19 protein-coding genes are annotated in these 17240 nt (G+C 42.0%); 17 read left to right on the top strand and 2 right to left on the bottom strand.

The window, feature by feature from the left end:
• Window positions 1-82: 82 nt before the first annotated feature.
• Window positions 83-1591 (bottom strand): MFS transporter, encoded by a 1509-nt coding sequence (locus H70737_RS17235; protein ID WP_042189126.1) that lies wholly within the window; start codon window positions 1589-1591, stop codon window positions 83-85.
• A gap of 114 nt (window positions 1592-1705) precedes the next feature.
• Here H70737_RS17235 and H70737_RS17230 point away from each other — a divergent pair, with 114 nt between their 5' ends.
• From H70737_RS17230 to H70737_RS17185, 10 genes are all read left to right on the top strand, one after another.
• Window positions 1706-2524 carry a MerR family transcriptional regulator gene (locus tag H70737_RS17230; protein ID WP_042189124.1) on the top strand — a complete coding sequence of 273 codons (819 nt, stop codon included), beginning with the start codon at window positions 1706-1708 and terminating at the stop codon, window positions 2522-2524.
• 283 nt (window positions 2525-2807) lie between these two features.
• Entirely contained in the window at window positions 2808-3635 is an 828-nt protein-coding gene (locus H70737_RS17225; RefSeq protein WP_042189121.1) for an AraC family transcriptional regulator, read from the top strand.
• 86 nt (window positions 3636-3721) lie between these two features.
• Complete coding sequence (locus tag H70737_RS17220; RefSeq protein ID WP_042189118.1) at window positions 3722-4705, top strand: iron-siderophore ABC transporter substrate-binding protein; 984 nt, start codon at window positions 3722-3724, stop codon at window positions 4703-4705.
• A gap of 29 nt (window positions 4706-4734) precedes the next feature.
• A complete protein-coding gene (locus H70737_RS17215) occupies window positions 4735-5100 on the top strand; it encodes a cupin domain-containing protein (RefSeq protein WP_042194089.1) in 366 nt (121 codons plus the stop codon).
• 118 nt (window positions 5101-5218) lie between these two features.
• Entirely contained in the window at window positions 5219-5641 is a 423-nt protein-coding gene (locus H70737_RS17210) for an SRPBCC family protein (RefSeq protein WP_042189115.1), read from the top strand.
• A gap of 1 nt (window position 5642) precedes the next feature.
• On the top strand, window positions 5643-5975 hold the full coding sequence (locus H70737_RS17205) for an ArsR/SmtB family transcription factor (RefSeq protein ID WP_042128608.1): 333 nt from the start codon (window positions 5643-5645) through the stop codon (window positions 5973-5975).
• Window positions 5976-6428: 453 nt separating this feature from the next.
• Window positions 6429-6671, top strand: a complete 243-nt coding sequence (locus H70737_RS17200; protein WP_042189112.1) for a hypothetical protein — start codon at window positions 6429-6431, stop codon at window positions 6669-6671.
• A 41-nt stretch (window positions 6672-6712) separates the two neighbouring features.
• Complete coding sequence (locus H70737_RS17195; RefSeq protein ID WP_042189109.1) at window positions 6713-7033, top strand: hypothetical protein; 321 nt, start codon at window positions 6713-6715, stop codon at window positions 7031-7033.
• 159 nt (window positions 7034-7192) lie between these two features.
• Window positions 7193-8224: a daunorubicin resistance protein DrrA family ABC transporter ATP-binding protein gene (locus H70737_RS17190; protein WP_042189107.1), complete on the top strand. Its 1032-nt coding sequence runs from the start codon at window positions 7193-7195 to the stop codon at window positions 8222-8224.
• The gene (locus tag H70737_RS17185; RefSeq protein WP_042128598.1) at window positions 8221-9036 is read left to right on the top strand and encodes an ABC transporter permease; all 816 of its coding nucleotides are present in this window, start codon (window positions 8221-8223) and stop codon (window positions 9034-9036) included. Before H70737_RS17190 ends, H70737_RS17185 begins: the two co-directional genes overlap by 4 nt.
• Window positions 9037-9100: 64 nt before the next feature.
• Here H70737_RS17185 and H70737_RS17180 read toward each other — a convergent pair whose 3' ends face one another.
• The gene (locus H70737_RS17180; RefSeq protein ID WP_042189105.1) at window positions 9101-9754 is read right to left on the bottom strand and encodes a TetR/AcrR family transcriptional regulator; all 654 of its coding nucleotides are present in this window, start codon (window positions 9752-9754) and stop codon (window positions 9101-9103) included.
• 198 nt (window positions 9755-9952) lie between these two features.
• Between H70737_RS17180 and H70737_RS17175 the strand changes: the two genes are divergently transcribed.
• The 7 genes from H70737_RS17175 to H70737_RS17145 all read left to right on the top strand — a co-directional run bounded on the left by H70737_RS17175 (window position 9953) and on the right by H70737_RS17145 (window position 17194).
• Window positions 9953-10738, top strand: coding sequence for an SDR family NAD(P)-dependent oxidoreductase (locus H70737_RS17175; protein WP_042189102.1), 786 nt, complete (start codon window positions 9953-9955; stop codon window positions 10736-10738).
• 179 nt (window positions 10739-10917) lie between these two features.
• Window positions 10918-11637: an SDR family NAD(P)-dependent oxidoreductase gene (locus tag H70737_RS17170; protein ID WP_042189099.1), complete on the top strand. Its 720-nt coding sequence runs from the start codon at window positions 10918-10920 to the stop codon at window positions 11635-11637.
• Window positions 11638-11988: 351 nt separating this feature from the next.
• Window positions 11989-12747 carry a YveK family protein gene (locus H70737_RS17165; RefSeq protein ID WP_042189097.1) on the top strand — a complete coding sequence of 253 codons (759 nt, stop codon included), beginning with the start codon at window positions 11989-11991 and terminating at the stop codon, window positions 12745-12747.
• Window positions 12695-13402 carry a CpsD/CapB family tyrosine-protein kinase gene (locus tag H70737_RS17160; RefSeq protein ID WP_042189094.1) on the top strand — a complete coding sequence of 236 codons (708 nt, stop codon included), beginning with the start codon at window positions 12695-12697 and terminating at the stop codon, window positions 13400-13402. Before H70737_RS17165 ends, H70737_RS17160 begins: the two co-directional genes overlap by 53 nt.
• Before the next feature lie 6 nt (window positions 13403-13408).
• The gene (locus H70737_RS17155) at window positions 13409-14644 is read left to right on the top strand and encodes an oligosaccharide flippase family protein (RefSeq protein WP_042189092.1); all 1236 of its coding nucleotides are present in this window, start codon (window positions 13409-13411) and stop codon (window positions 14642-14644) included.
• 32 nt (window positions 14645-14676) lie between these two features.
• A complete protein-coding gene (locus H70737_RS17150) occupies window positions 14677-15948 on the top strand; it encodes an O-antigen ligase family protein (protein WP_042189090.1) in 1272 nt (423 codons plus the stop codon).
• Complete coding sequence (locus tag H70737_RS17145) at window positions 15872-17194, top strand: glycosyltransferase family 4 protein (RefSeq protein ID WP_331281442.1); 1323 nt, start codon at window positions 15872-15874, stop codon at window positions 17192-17194. Before H70737_RS17150 ends, H70737_RS17145 begins: the two co-directional genes overlap by 77 nt.
• Window positions 17195-17240 lie beyond the last annotated feature (46 nt).

Below are 17240 nucleotides of genomic sequence, written 5' to 3'. Positions count from 1 at the left end.
AAACGAGGGTGTCCCAGCTAGCTATCGCATAGCTGTTGAGACACCCTTGTTTGGTGAAGCAGTAGCTTCATCTTTTCTAATATTAGTGTTCTATGATTGAGGATTTACGTTTTGACGCAGCACGGATAATAAACGCAGAAGCTAACAGAAGGATTGTGGCAGTGGCAAGGACAACAATAAAAGACTTATCAAAAGCTGATTGTGCGGCTTCAACGAGCGCGGATCCAGCAGCAGTAGGCATATTTTCTGCGGCTAGAAGAGCCTCGTCAAGGCTGTCGCGAACGATCGGCGGGACTGTTAGTTCATCAGGGAGAACTAATGATGCTGTATAGATGAATGACGAAAGACTGCCCAGAAGTGTAATACTTAGGGCGCTGCCGAGTTCGAACGATACTTCCTCTATAGATGCGGCCATGCCAGCTTTTTCGACGGGGACATTTAGCATGATTGAATTTGAGGCGGCAGTCATGGCTCCCCCAAGACCTGCACCCAGAATCATTAAGGCTGCGAATTGTAACAATATATTTCCATCATGGAAGAGTAGAAGGGTGCCCATTCCTATACCTGACACTAACAGACAGACCCACTGTACTTTTACTTTGTCCACTCGATGCAACACAAGTCCGATGAGTATCCCTGAGATGAAGGACGCTATCGAAGTGAATACAACGTACAAGCCTGCTTCCAACGGTGTATATCCAAGAACAAGCTGGAGCCGTTGAGTCACGATCAATTCCATTCCAATAAGTGCAAAACAAGACAATAGAGCTGTAGCCACTCCAGTAGTAAAGTGGGAGTCTCTAAATAGTGCAAAATCTATTAATGGATTCTGGCTCTTACGTTGATGGCGCATAAATATGATCATAGCTACGACACCAATCACGGCAGATAACACAGCGATGGAAATTGAACCTTCACGTCTGCTGATCTCCTTAACTGCATAAACAAGGGCAACCAGACCAATCATAATTTGAACAGAACCAATGAAATCCCATTTCTTATTCTTATTCCCTTTAAGGTTTGGGATTAGTAAGATGGCCAAGATCAGTGCAAGAATAACTATAGGAATATTGATGAGGAACACCGATCCCCACCAGAAATGTTCCAGTAAAAAACCACCAACGAGTGGACCCATTCCTGCTCCCACAGAGGAGACAGATGCCCAAATACCTACGGCTAGTGAACGCTCACGCTCATCCGAAAAGGTAGTTCGAATAATGGAGAGTGTTGCGGGCATCATCATGGCTGCACCAATAGCTAGTAGGGTACGCGCAGCAATAAGCACGAGAGGTGTCGGCGCGTAGGCGGCGATTAGTGAAGCCAACCCAAAGATAGTAAGTCCCATAACGAAGAGTTTTTTATGCCCAAGACGATCGCCTAGTGTGCCAAGACCGAGTAATAATCCTGCCATTACAAGTGGATAAATATTTACGATCCATAGTTTTTCCGATGCAGAAGCAGCAAGATCATGCGTAAGTCGTGGTAGAACCGAATAAAGTACGGTCATGTCGATGACGATCATAAAGAGTGCGCTGGACACAATCGCCAGCACGATCCAGCGTTGAAATTTAGATAGATTTGATGAAAACATAGGTAATCCTCCTAAGATGATAGTAGCTAATAACGTTACCTTGACAAGGTAATGGTGTTCCGTTATTGTACTTTGAGGTATAGGGTAACCCGATAGTCAAGAGGAGTGATTTGAATGTCTATTGATTATGATCAATACTTTACGACGAGCGAGTTCGCAAAGGTATGTGGGGTAACAAAGCATACGTTATTCCATTATGATGACATTGGTATATTAAAACCGGAGATCGTGAAGGAAAACGGATATCGTTATTATTCCTATAAGCAGTTTTATACCTTCGATATTATTGCCGTACTAAAAGGGACAGGAACGCCGTTGAATGAGATCAAAGAATATATACAAGATCAAAACACATTGCATTTTTTATCCATGCTTAAGCAAAAACAGCTGCAGTTGGTTGATGAACAAAAAAAGTTAGAGCGAATGCAGAGGCTTTTACAAGGGGCTATAGATAATACGAATCGTGCGCTCCATGTTAATTGTGGAGAACCCTGGGTCGAGGAATGTGATGAAGAGTATTTTATTGCGGTTAGACTCTCGAAGGAGAAGGGTGAGAAGGATCATGTTCGAAAAGTATATCGAATCTTCGATTATTGCGATGAACATCATCTTGAATATGACTTTCCGATAGGTTCGATTATTTGTAAAAGCAGTTTGGAAGTAGGCGACTATGACCCGGATTATTATTGTAATAAAATCAATGAAAAGCATAACGGTGAATTACTTTATATCAAGCCAAAGGGTAAATATTTGATCATGAATCACAAGGGATCTTATGAAACCTTACCTGCGTCCTATGAGAAGCTAAAGTCTTATATTGCTGAAAATGATTTACACATAACCGGAAACGCTTATGAGTATGAATTGCTTAGTTATTTAGCTGTAGGGGATCCGGATAAGTATGTTATTCAAATTGCGATCCAAACCTTTTGAGGTTTAGAGCATTGGATTGACTTTAAAATTGGCTTACAAACTGACACGCTTGGGATTCCAAGCGTTTTTTTTATGGATACCTGATGGCTTGAGCATTAACCAGTTGCGACATTTTTATTATCTATATTGATTGACAATGATAATCATTATTATTAATGTGTAAACAGGCGTGAATCCTTATGCTCACCTTACTGACGCCAATGCCTCTGAGCTGGTGCACTATGATTGAGTTTTGTTGATGATTATCCATAGAAGAGACTACTATTGAAATGAGGTATGCATTGTGAAGATAGACGTTAATCAGTTAGCAGAGCATTTTGCACACACTCCTTTTCAAGTAGAAGGAGTATATCGATATGCTGAAAATTCAGGTGTGCCGTACGCTGACTATACAGATTCTTTTCCTGGATTTGTGTTTCCACTTACAGGAAAGATTAAATTTAAATTTAATGGCACGCCTTATATCTTTTCGCCTGGAAAAGTTGTGCATGGGGGTGCAAAAATGAAACTAGATCAAAAAATGTTAGGTAGAACCAATTGGGAATATATTCTTGTTCAATATCGGATATGTAACTCAGAACTAAAAGAGTCAAGCTTTTCTCATCAGCATTTTGAATTATTAACAGGTCAATCTCCTCGTCTTATTGAATTAATTATGCGTCTTTGGCATGTGTATAATCAGCGTGGAGGCATTTCGATGTTTCAGACTGAAATGCTGTTTCGCGAAGTGCTGAATGAGGCCTTATTATGTGTAATTAATAGGGAAGATAGCTGTGAATCACATACTTTATTCGAGCGGGTATCTAATTATATTCATCAAAACTATTATCAAAGTCTTACAATAGCTTCGCTTGCAGAACAAAATAACGTTAATCGAAATCGACTTTCTTACGTATTTAGAACACATGCCGGTATGGGACCAGCAGAATATTTATTAAAATATCGTATAAATATAGCGCAAGAAATGCTATTTACAAGTGATGCGCCTGTACAACAAATTGCGCAAACCGTTGGAATGGCTGACCCCTTTTATTTTAGTAGAGTGTTCAAAAAACAATGTGGCATTTCACCTACCGAATATCGAGAGAAGTTCATCAATAATCCATGGTGAATTCAACCTGCATCCATTCTTATCTAAAAAGTACTCTACTATAATAATGGTTAAGCAAAGAAACCATTATGTTGGAGGAATTTCGTATGAAAAAGATTAGAGGACTGCTAGTCGCAATACTATTATTAGCAGGTATACTAGCGGGTTGTACTGAAACACCTGCTGAAAATAAAGAATCAACTAAAGAAGGCGTATCTTCAACAGCAGTTAATGTAGATGCAGCTGATTGGCCAAGAACATTTAAGGATGCCTTAGGTAAAGAAATTGTTATCGAGAAAAAACCAGAAAAAATAGCTTCGCTATGGTATTTTTATCCTGAAATATTAGTTGCATTAGGAGAGCCACCTGTTGCATCTACAGAAAAAGAGTATCTATCTTCTTTATCTTATTTAAAAGAAAAGCTGGATTCAGCTGAAGAATTAGGAGATAAAGTGTCTCCTAGCATTGAGAAAATTCTATCTATTAATCCTGATTTTATTTTAGCAACAGAGCATCATGAAGCAGTGTATGATTTACTAGATAAAATTGCACCAGTCATTACATTAAAATACAAGGACATCTATGAAGATTGGCAATATGGACTCCGTACAGTAGCCATGATTATTGGCCAAGAAGACGAAGCGGAAAAAGTAATTGATAAAATGATGAAAGATATTACAAATGGGCGTGAAACATTAAAGTCGATGGAAAGAGAGACAGTATCGCTTATATTGTCTTGGGATGGAAAAACTTTTAATGTTCTAGGTGAAGGGAATCCGGTCTATAAACTTGCTTTTGATAAAAAAAAGGGACTGGGGCTTACACCGGATGATACATATGCAGGTAATAATAATGAATTTACTTCGTTTGAAGGAATATCAACTGTTCAAGCAGACCATATTTTCCTTATAGGTGACATTACAAAAAAGGAGGAATTAATGAATAACTTAAAACAAAGTAATGTGTGGAATGCTATGAATGCCGTAAAGGAAGGCAATGTCTATTTAATGGATAATTCTGCTATTACTGGTGGACCATTAGCTATTGATTACGCTTTACAAAATATATTATCCGCCTTGCTTAAGCGCTAATAAGTTGAGGAAAATAAGGAGTGATTACTATCCATTATCAAGCTATTAATCTGAACGATAAGTTATCTAAATTTAACGACCTTTGGTCTCCGAAAGTCATTGGTGAAATGAATGACTATCAATTTAAACTTATTAAGATCACTGGGGATTTTGAATGGCATGTTCATCAAGATACCGATAAGGTATTTTTCACGCTCGAAGGGGAGATGACCATTGATTTCCGTGATGGTCAGGTTAAAATCTCCAAGGGTGAGATGTTTATTCTCCCAAAGGGAGTCGAGATGAAGCCTTCCGCCGAAAAGGAATGCCATATCATGTTGGTGGAGCCTAGAAGCGTAGTAAACACTGGCGGTACTGAGTCCGAATTAACAGCAGCCAATGATACTTGGATCTAGTTAAGGCTTTCCTCCGCTATTCTCTTTAGGTTTCTGCAAATTGACATAACACCAAATGGTGTTATAATAAAAACGAAACCAGAAGGTGTTACATTAAAATGAATTTTGGAGGAAATTTATGCAAACTCAAGGACCACTACAAGATATTCGTCAAACAATTACACTCAATGCGCCAATTGAAAAAGTATGGAAAGCTGTTTCCACTGCTGAAGGAATAGCTGCCTGGTGGATGCCAAGTACATTCGAGCCAGTGGTAGGTCATGAGTTCATTCTACATGCTGGACAATTCGGGGATTCCCCATGTAAAGTTACAGAGATTGATGAACCGAATCGTGTCGGTTTTAATTGGGGGAAGGATTGGCATCTTGCTTTTGAATTGAAAGAGATTAATGGGAAAACGGAGTTCACCGTGATTCATTCTGGATGGGACCCTGAAAAGGTAACTGAATTTGGTCAACCGCATCCAATCGTTCGTGGCTTTATGAACGGCGGCTGGGAGAAAATCGTCCAAGAAAAACTTCCTGCTTATATCGAGGCTTAAGATGCCAGTCGCTGAATCTGGACATGATGTATTTCAAGCGATAGCAGATCCTACCCGCCGCAGTCTGCTAAAGCTGCTTGCTAATAAGGAAATGTCCATAGCGTCCATCTCGGACTGCTACCCGATCAGCCGAACCGCTGTTAACAAGCATTTACAAGTATTGTCCGATGCGCAGCTTGTTAGCAGTCAGAAAGTCGGTCGGGAGACTCGGTACAAGCTTCAGCCAGAGCCTCTACTGGAGCTTCAAGATTGGCTTACCTTTTTTGAACAATACTGGGCTAATAAACTGTTTGCGCTTAAAGAATATGTTGAAGCAGATCATAACAATGAATGATAAACCGAGAGGCGTGAGATCGCGCTTCTCGGTTTTTTTGGTGCATTGTGCAAAAATACATATCATACGAATGGTGGGCTTCCTGTTACTTGTATTAATGACGCAACACAACTATAGTTGCTTGTTAAACCTCTGAATTCCCTTTATCCTAAAAGGTAATTATTGGGAGTGAATTGAATGTCAGAAAAAGTTAATCAAGAAGACACTCAACCAGCTGCGTCTGGAAGAATTACAGGAAGAAGTCAAACCTCTTAGTGATGCAGAGATGAAGGAAGTCTCTGGTGGATTAGGTGGGAATAGAGATCAATTGAAAACTACGTCACCAAGTGCTATCAAAAATGGAAGAACAATCTTTAATGGTTAGTTTTATCTCATGAATTTAAGCACTGATTACAATCACCTCAGGGTCTTTTACATGTAGCGGCAGCTACGGAATGGCTTCAGCGCAACCGAATGACACTTGATGATTTAGGTGAATGCATTCGTGAGAAGCTAATTGAATCCAAGCTGATGGATATCGTATGCAGAGATCAAGTAGAAAAGTATTACTACGAGCAGCGAATATCCTTCGACACCGCCGTAATTTCACAGATTATCATGACGGAATATGGGCCGATTCGGGAATTAATGTATCGTATAGAAGAAGGCGGGGATTTTTATACTTTTGCACTTCAGTATTCTTTGGACGAACCTTAGACGAATTAAAGAACTTCCACTTCGTTATGATACGATGATCGGTGAAAGTGGAATTAGATTATCTGGTGGGCAAGCTCAACGAATCGCGATTGCACGAGCGCTGCTTTGGTAATCCTCCGATATTGGTGTTTGATGAAGCAACGAGCGCATTAGATACGGAGTCAGAACGGAAAATTCAGAATAATATGGATCTTATTATTAAAAATAGAACCACGTTAATCATCGAGCATCGATTAAGTACAGTTAAGCATGCGGATCGTAGCATTGTGCTAGATCAAGGCGTAATTGTGGAAAGCGGAACCCATGAAGAACTTTTTCAGGCAAAAGGTCTGTATTATTATTTAGTCAGTCAGCAATTATAATGAGTTGGATTAGCCATGTTCATTGAACGTGGTTTTTTGTTTGTTTTCATAGAAAATAATTAAATGGATAAGTTTAACTCAGTATAAACCTTCGTTTAAATTCAGTTTATAAATGGCGTTTATCATCACAATATAATCTGAAACGTTGGAGGAATTACAATGGTGCATGTACAGAACAAGATCATTTCACCAGACGATCATGAGTGGGCCGTCGAGGCGCGTGGACTGGTCAAAACCTTTGGTGACAATCGCGCGGTGGATGGCGTGAATTTGAACGTGAAAGCAGGTACGATCTATGGCGTACTTGGTCCGAATGGGGCAGGAAAGACTACCGTCATTCGGATGCTGGCAACCTTACTTCGTCCCGATGCAGGTACTGGGCGAATCTTCGGGCATGATGTGGTGAAGGAGTCGCAGATTGTTAGGCAATTAATTGGTGTGACAGGACAATATGCCTCAGTCGATGAGTCATTAAGTGCTACAGAGAATCTTATTATCTTCTCTCGGCTATTAGGGCTTGGGCGCGCAGAGTCGCGGAAAAAAGCAACAGAATTACTGGAAGAGTTTGGTCTGACTGAGGCGGCTAAACGGCCTCTTCGAAATTTCTCTGGCGGTATGCGTCGCCGTCTGGATTTGGCAGCTAGCCTTATTGCACAACCACCTTTAATTTTCCTGGATGAACCCACTACAGGGCTTGATCCTCGCACTCGTTCACAGATGTGGGATACCATTCGTCGATTGGTGAATACGGGATCAACAGTTCTTCTGACTACACAGTACCTTGAAGAAGCAGATCAACTGGCTGATCGGATCGCAGTTATCGATCGTGGGCAAGTCGTTGCAGAGGGAACGGCGGATGATTTGAAAGCGTCTGTGGGTACCACATCGCTACACCTGAAGGTTCAGCATCTAAAAGATATTGAACAAGCCCGTCAGCGTGTGGAACATGTGCTTAAAATTCAGTCCGTGGTATCGTACGAAACTGGGAAAATAACGGCACCGATGGCGGACGCTGATTTAGTTACAGACCTACTTATTGCGCTTCGTGAGGAAGGGATTCACTTGGCTGAGATGAGTGTACAGAAACCGACGCTTGATGAAGTATTCCTAACGATTACAGGTCATGGTGCTACAGATGAAACGTCAACAGCGTCCCAAGAGTCAAATGTTAAGGAGGCAGCAAGAGTATGAGAACCACTACAATAAATTCGGGTGTTAACCGCCCATTGAAAAACCATACGAGTTTTCGGCAATCTGTGCGCAACTCGTTAACGATGGCTTATCGTGGGATACTGAAAATTCGACGTACCCCTGAGCAATTGTTCGACGTTACACTTCAGCCAATTATTTTCACGCTGATGTTTACCTATATCTTTGGAGGGGCTATATCTGGTGACGTGGTAAGTTATTTGCCTGTTATTATCCCCGGTATTCTTGTGCAGACTGTAATCACTACCTCCATCGTTACTGGCGTCCAATTACGTGAGGACATGGATAAAGGCGTGTTCGACCGATTCAAGTCCCTGCCAATTGCTCGTATAGCTCCGTTAGCGGGGGCTTTGTTGGCGGACACGATTAGATACACGATTGCTACTGTTCTTACATTTACCATGGGCTACATTATGGGTTACCGTCCTGATGGTGGTCTGGAACATGTCGCATTCGCTGCGCTTCTTGTTATTGTTTGTGCTTGGTCGATTAGCTGGATTTTCGCTTTCTTCGGTGTGATTGCACGGACTGCTTCTAGTGTGCAGGGGATATCAATGATTGTGTTGTTCCCACTTACGTTTCTATCTAATGCCTTCGTGCCTGTCGATACGCTGCCTAACTGGTTACAATGGTTTGTTAAAGTCAATCCAATCTCACATCTCGTTTCTGCCGTACGACAACTTACTAACTTTGGAACCGTAGGTTGGGATTTCACTATCTCTTTGATCGGAGCAGCTGTCATCGTCGCAATATTTGCACCTATTACGGTACGTGCTTATATGCGTCGGACATAAATATGAAATGAAAAAACGGCAGAAATGCCGTTTTTTTTGTATTAGCCGCAAAAAAGCTTCTTTTTTAATTATCGCTTCTAAAGAACGTATGGATTAAATTGGACACTAATCTATCATACAATGTTTTAGCAGCTTCCTCATTTTGAATATGTCCCCCCAAATGCAGATGAATGACGCCATGCATCGATGCCCACACCAGATTCACAACAAGGAGGGGATCTTTCTCCTCTATAAACCCTTGTTCGATGGCTTCTGTAATAAGGGCTATTACTTGTTGAAGTGCCGTGAAGATAGCATGTAAACTTTCTTCCTCCGGTTTGAACTCGCTAAAAGCCCCTCCAAACATAACCATATAATAGCTGGTGTGATTCCGTGAGAAATCCCAATAAGCTTGTCCAAGATCGCGAAGATATAAATTTAGATTGTCTTGTTTTGGAACCGCTTGAAAGGCAGCGGCCAACAATTTACACCCTTGCAGAAAAAGCTCCTTCGCTAAACCTTCCTTGTTTCCAAACAAGTTATAAATGATTTTTGTGGGACATTCCATTTTTTCAGCAACCTTGCGAATGGTTACACCTTCAGGTCCGGATTCATGCATAATGGCCGCAGCGGCTTCGATAATATTCAGTCTTAATATTTCTGCATGCTGTAGTTTTGCTTTTGGGTAGGTTGTAACGGATTGAGCATCTATAGAAGATATTTTGGACGATTTTTGCATGTAGTTTCACTTCCTTAGAACTTTACTTTAGCTATTTTTCAAATAGCCGTTATTTCTAAACCTTATTTTACTGATGTAGAAGAGAAATAGCCAATAATTAAATGTAGAATTTTATTTGACAACGCAACCTCACTTGGATACAATGATTCATATTGAAACACTGTTTCTAGATGGTCATTAAAGGGAGAGATGATAGCAATGATTACAATTCAAAATAAATGGACGTTGATTACAGGGGCTTCTTCAGGGATAGGTGAAGCGTTTGCTCATGATCTTGCAGCCAAAGGAAGTCATTTGATATTAGTCGCCCGTTCCGAAGATAAATTGATTGCTTTAGCGGAAAAATTACAAAGAGAATTTCATATTCAAGTGGAGGTTATCGTTGCTGATTTATCGCAAGAAGGTTCTCCTAGCAGGCTCTATCAACAATGTATGGAACGTGGTCTGAACGTTGATATTCTTATTAATAATGCAGGTTTTGCTACGTATGGGCTTTTTGAACAACTGTCTGGTCCAAGACAACATGAAGAGGTGATGCTAAATGTTTTGGCGGTAGTAGATCTGACCCATTTATTTTTGCCAGAGATGTTAAGAAGAAAAAGCGGAGTGATTATAAACGTTGCATCAACAGCAGCATTTCAACCTCTCCCTAATATGGCTGTATATGGAGCGACAAAAGCTTTTGTATTATCATTTACACAAGCACTATGGGAGGAAAATCGGAAACGGGGAGTACAATTTCTTGCGTTATGTCCGGGGTCTACGGAAACAGAATTTTTTAATGTTGTGGGAGCCGATGAAGCTTCAGTAGGGAAACGAGATACTCCAGAAAATGTGGTTCAAGTCGCTCTTCGGTCGCTTCAAGCTAGAAAAGTATTTGCTGTCCCAGGATTTACAAACTATATTTCAGCTCAACTGTCACGTTTTTTCACACGTAAACAAATGCTTTATTTTGTAGGACGTATGCTCCGTACTAGAAATTAATAAGTCAACATTTTGCTTCGATGATGTAAAATAAAGAGCCGTTATCTATGGATTACTCCATGATAGCGGCTTTTTTCAAAAGTTAATTACCTAACTCCGAATTTTAACCCTACTTCTTCATGTCCTTCGATGGTACTATGATATAAAAATAGAATGATGCATATAGAAAGGGCGACAGTATGAGAAACTATCTAATTTTGGGGGCAAGTAAAGGTTTGGGAGATGCATTTGTGAAAGGTTTACCTGAGTATGGTGATCGAGTATGGATCGTCTCCAGAAGCAGACCGGGCAGTCTGGATCTTAATGATGGTATACAGCGGGTATGGATTGCAGTAGATCTATCGGAGCCAGATGCCGCACAAGTCTTATCAAAGGGAATTCAAACGGAGAAGATTGATGTTCTAGTTTATAACGTGGGTATTTGGGAGAAAGAAGGTTTTGAGGATCACTATACTTTTGACAAGGATAAGACGAGTGACATTGCCAACATTATAAATGTGAATATAACTTCAACAATTACCTGCATACAGGCTGTATTACCTAATCTTCGTCAATCGGAAGCAGGAAAAATTATTCTAATTGGCTCCACAGCAGGACTGGATCATACCAATAACGCCCAGGTATCATTTGTAGCTTCCAAGTTCGGTCTGCGTGGTATTACACATGCATTGCGTGAGCATGTACGTAAGGATGGCATTGCAGTAACTTGTGTGAATCCGGGTGAGCTGGCAGCAGAAATTCCTTATGAGGATGGCGCGGAAAAAGCGATTGCAGAATATAGCGGCACAAGAATTCCTGTTCAGGACATTGTCTCCATTGTTAAATGTATCGTTAACCTTTCTAGCGCTTCCTGTGTCAAAGAAATTCATATTCCAGCAATGGCGGATTTGAATGCATAATAAATCTCATTTATCCGTTAAGATTTCATTAAGATTCAATACGAAGATAAACCATATAATTGGATTATAGAAAGGTGAACAAAAAAGTGCTACATAAGCGCGCCAACTAGCACGACGTATTATTAGGTTAGTAACGAAGTGAATATATAAGGCTGTCTACCAGTAGAATCTTACTAGTAAACGGCCTATTTCTGTTGGGATTTAATAGAGAGTCGGGTGGATTTTTTTAAAAGAAGACTTATAAATTCCCAACTTTTTTTGGACATATATTGGGCTAACGAGAATATAACTATACAATAAAACACTTGTTGAAGAAGAGGAAAATACATTAACGGTTAGGAGAAATGAACGATGGAATTCGAACTAGGCAGCATTTTGAAACTAGTGAAACGTAGGCTGCTGTTCATCATTGTATTATGTATTGTTGCGGTCGGAATTGCTAGCTTCGTTAGCTACTATGTCTTAAAACCGAAATACGAGGCGACGGCTTCTATTCTTATTCAAGGGGATAGGCAACAGAAAGCAATCAATGACATTATGGCTGGGCAAAAACTAGTAACCACTTACGGAGAAATTATCCGAAGCAGTAGAATCGCTGAAGAGGTCGTTAGAAGACTGCAATTAAACATGACCCCTGAAAAACTATTAGAAAAAGTGAAGACAAGAACAAGTAGCGAGTCACTCGTGACGACGGTAATTGTATCGGATTCTAATGCTCAGCGGGCAACGAATATCGCGAATGGCTTTGGTGAGGCCTTTAATGAGAACATCCAAGCGATTATGGGGGTAGAGAATGTTGTGCTTCTTGACCGAGCCAAGGTTCCTTTCGAGGCGATCTCACCCAAGCCAGTATTCAATATGGTCGTTGCTTTCGGACTTGCATTGATTGCTGGGATCGCATTTTCCATTCTACGGGAATTGGCGGAGAAACCTGTGAAAAGCGCCAAGAATATTCAGTTGGATTTGCAGCTTCCTCTTCTGGGAACGGTGGGAAAATTGAAGCCGCGGAAACGGCGGGAGAAGACGAAATCCAATTCAGTAGAAGGAGCCAGCAGACATGAAGAAGAAAACGCCAAGATTGTATTGCCTGGAACAACCGAAATCATCTAATGGTGACCAATTCCGAACGATACGATCTAATATTCGTTATACCCGAGTTGGTGGAGAAATTCGATCTTTATTAGTTACAAGCTCACTTCCGAATGAAGGTAAATCAACAGTGGCGATGAACTTGGCCATAGCGATGGCAGAAACGGGAAGAACTGTGCTGCTGATCGATGGGGATTTGCGTACACCAACGGTGCATAAGGCATTCGATCTACCCAATTGGATCGGATTAAGTAGTATCCTAGTGGATCAAACCCGTGTGGATGATTGTATTTTCCCTATTGAGGGATCAGAAGGACTTTCTGTAATGACATCGGGTCCGATCTCCCCAAATCCAGCCGACTTACTAGGATCAACAGGAATGAAAAGGTTATTTGCAGAGCTTAGTGAGAGATTTGATACGATTGTCATCGATTCTTCTTCGGTGTTAATGCCTTTTTCGGATGCCCTTATCTTGGCAAAGATGACCGAAGGGGTACTGTTAGTCGTAAAATCCGGGAAAGTGCTCTTAAAGCATACCAACTCTGCAAAACAGATCCTTGAGCAGCAAGGAGCACATATTTTGGGAGCGGTTTTGAATTATCGAAAAAGTAGCAAACGTTACAAGATTCGCGGTGAAGATTTTGCCGATTGGGCCTCAACTTCAGGGTTGGTCTAACGCATTATGACACTTGCTTCTCTTCGTTATTTATTCGGAAATATCACATACGCTGGCGCTCAATTCGTGATTGTAATTTTGCTTAATAAATTTGGCTCATCCGAAATCGTTGGGCAATATTCGTTAGGGCTTGCGGTGACTGCTCCCATCTTCATGCTGTCGCATCTGCATCTGCGTTCGGTCTTGATCGTTGATACATCTGGAAAATATCTTTTTGGAGATTTTTTTGGCCTTCGTCTCGTGACAACCGCAGTTGCATTCACGGTTACAGCAGGTTGTTGCATCCTTAGTGGTGCTGATTGGAATACAGCTTTAGTCATATTTTTCATAGGATTGTATAGAATTGTTGAGTCGGTCAGCGATATTTTATTGGGTATCGTTCAGAAGCAGGAAAGGCTAGATCAAATCTCTTTCTCGAGAGCTGCTAAAGGATTGTTCTCCATACTTGTCTTCGCCCTCGTATTTATCCCTACTCAGAGTCTCATTCTAGCGTTATTAGTCATGATTATCGGATGGTTAGCAATAACCATTGGATATGATGCTCGCAAAGCGAGAGTGCATACGTCGCTCAGACCACTTTTTAACAAAAGACGATTATGGGGCTTGCTGCTCGTAAGCTCACCCCTTGGCGTGGTGCTGGCGTTGATGTCACTAAATACAAATATCCCACTATACGCGATTTCATATTTTAAAGGAGAACATGACTTAGGCATATACGCTACGCTCTCATACATGATCGTTGCCTGCAATGTTGTTGTGACTGCACTCGGTGAAGCGATAACACCACGTCTTGCCCGTTGGCACGCTAGCGGACGACATAAGGAGTTCATCTCTTTACTCAGTCGAATGATTGCAATGGGTATAGGAATTAGTGCGATCGCTTGTTTGATCGGGTGGATCTTTGGTCATCAGCTACTAATTCTTCTATTCAGTCCAGATGTGGCTGCTGAGATAGGTTTATTTCATTGGTTGCTCGTTTCTACCCTATTGGTATTTGTAACGTCTTACCTGTGGTACGCCATAACGGCTACCGGGAAGTACAAAGCGCAGATTCCCTTGTTTCTGTGTTCCGTGATCACTAATGGGCTTTCTTGTCTAATATTCGTGCCTATTTTCGGGGTGATAGGTGCTGCGGTGGGGGCTAGCTTGGCCTTATTCGTTCAGATGATAGGTAGTGTGATTGTACTTTTCTTGGTAATCCGTCAGGCAAGGAAACAGGTACAACGGGAATTGGCCGCATAGAGGCAATTTCTCATAGGAAAGTAGGGGCTTGTATGACATCTGTACTCGTTGTAGGGAAACCCTACACCATGCGTAATTTATTTCTGTTTGCGGTTATGGGTTACATCATCTGCCTTCCGGCTCAAATTGATTTCGGTGGCGCATTTCGAATCGCACCCTCTGACCTTTTCTTAATGCTTGGTTTGTTTGCAGCAGGTCTACACCTCAAATTGGACCCGAGGCAGTTCAGTTCATGGCATTGGGGGATGTTGTTTATTTTCGTCCTTGCTTCATTTGTATCCATTTGGCGCAATGGATTCATTACGCAATACGCTCTATTGCAAAAAGATTTTGGGTTTATACTCCTACTGCTCACTTACATCATGCTTGTTCAGGCTGTAGACAGCTGGGATCGGTTATATAAAATGCTACGAGCTTTTTTGATCAGTGTGCTGATCTTCAATGGCGTCGCTTTGTTCGATTTTTTTAGCGGAGTGAAGGTTCCGTTTATGGTTCAAGACGGTCGCCTCTCCGGGATGCTAATTGATCCGAATGCATACGGCGGATTATTAGTTACGGCTTTTGCCATTCATATCATGACGAGTGGAGACGGGGTGAAGCTGCTAAGGGGATGGGTGAGTACGCTAGCGACGATCACCTTAGCCGGGGGCATAATAATGACTTTTTCGCGTTCGTCATGGATAGGTTTGTTCCTTGTTCTGCTTACATTACTGCTGACTAATCCTTCTCGACTTCTCAAGATCGGCATGGGGTTTAGCGTCGCGTTTGGAGCATTGCTGTTGTATAAAGGTACAGCTTATCTGGATGTGCTTGGGAATATGGCCAGCAGACCCTCGCAGATTCAGTCGCGTCTAGACATCATTGGAAAGGCTGTGGAGTGGATCGCTCAAAGTCCATTATTAGGGATTGGACTCGGTAGCTATAACTATGAACTGCGGATTATTATCCATAATACTCCGATCTGGTTTATGACAGAATTTGGCTTGTTGGGCTTGATTGTGTACGGCGGATTCATGATCTGGTTCTTCATCGTTGGGATCCGTTCTTATCGCGCGGCAGATAGGGTGAACAAACCGATCATTATGGCATTATTGCTGTCTCACGCAGCGATGATTGGACTTTCGATGGGTATTGAAGCCTTATTCCAGCGGTATTGGTGGTTCATGATGGCTATGAACGCAGCTTGCATCCGATTAACGAATACGGGATGGAAAGGAGTGAAGCGATATCGAACCAAGGGCACTGAAAAGCAAACGGGTCGTAACCTACGACAACAAACAGAACAAGCGCAACAAGCGCAATAACAAGAGGTTAGGGAGCATACCTGCTGAAGACTGTGGGCCGGTAAGAGTTGCTTTTGTAGCCTCCATTTTTGGGCATTTTGAGAGTTTCCATCTACCTTACATGGTGTTATTGCAGCAAAAAGGTTGTGAAGTGCATGCTTACGCGCAGCCCGGGGAAGCGAGATTACGGTTAGAAGAGAAGGGGATCGTGTGTCATGATGTGCCCATTCAGCGTAGCCCTTTACAGATGCAGAACTGGGCAGCGCTAGGGATATTAACGGAAAGCTTCAAGGAGGAGGGGTTCCAGTTCATCCATGTACATACGCCAGTCGCTTCGATTCTCGGACGGATTGCGGCCCATAAAGCAGGTGTACCTTGCACATTGTATACAGCGCATGGTTTTCATTTTTTCAAGGGTGCTCCTCTTCTGAACTGGATGGTTTATTATCCGCTCGAGAGGTTAATGGCCCGCTGGACAGATGTGCTAATCACCATAAATAGAGAAGATTATGAACGCGCCCAGAAATTTTCTATACGGAAAAAGGTGACTTATGTGAGTGGTGTAGGACTTGATCTCCAGGTTTACGGCAATGAACAGGGTCAGCCTGAAACTGCATCGGAGAAGGCAGATAGGCGACGCCAACTGTTTGATCTGCCGAAGAGTGAGCATGATGAACCTCCCTTCGTCATCCTATGCGTTGCTGAATTGAACGCCAACAAGAACCAGAAGCAGTTGATCGAAGCGCTGGGTCAGTTGGGGTCTCAAGCAGGCAACATCCATCTGGCTTTTGCGGGTACAGGACCGTTCGAGCAGACTCTATTGGAACTTGCTAATCGGCTGGGTGTCAGCGATCGGGTGCATATGCTTGGGTACCGTAGAGATATTCCGGATCTACTCAGAGCATGTGATGTTGCTGCACTTGTGTCTTATCGCGAGGGGCTACCTCGGGCGATTATGGAGGCGATGGCAATAGGGAAACCCGTTATAGGTACGCATATTCGGGGGATTCATGATTTGATCGAACATGAGTCAACAGGCATGTTGGTTCCTGTTGGTGATATTACCGCTACCGCTAAGGCTTTTACTCAATTACGTGATGATCCAGCATTAACTACAGCAATGGGAGAAGCAAACAAGGAGAGGATCATTCGTTACGGGTTGCCTGAGGTGCTCCGTGAAATGGACTCGATCTATATAGAAGCGCTAAACAAGGAGGAAAGAAAGCGGGTTCCGTCTGAAATGCATGCCAGCCTATCGGGGGATTGAATATTCACTCTCACTTAAAAGGCGAGTAAATGAATTTTTAGTTAAT

Source organism: Paenibacillus sp. FSL H7-0737 (assembly GCF_000758545.1).
In the GTDB taxonomy this organism is placed as follows: Bacteria; Bacillota; Bacilli; order Paenibacillales; family Paenibacillaceae; genus Paenibacillus_AQ.
The sequence above is the reverse complement of the archived record's forward strand: the minus strand, read 5'-3'. Positions and strand labels throughout refer to the sequence as shown.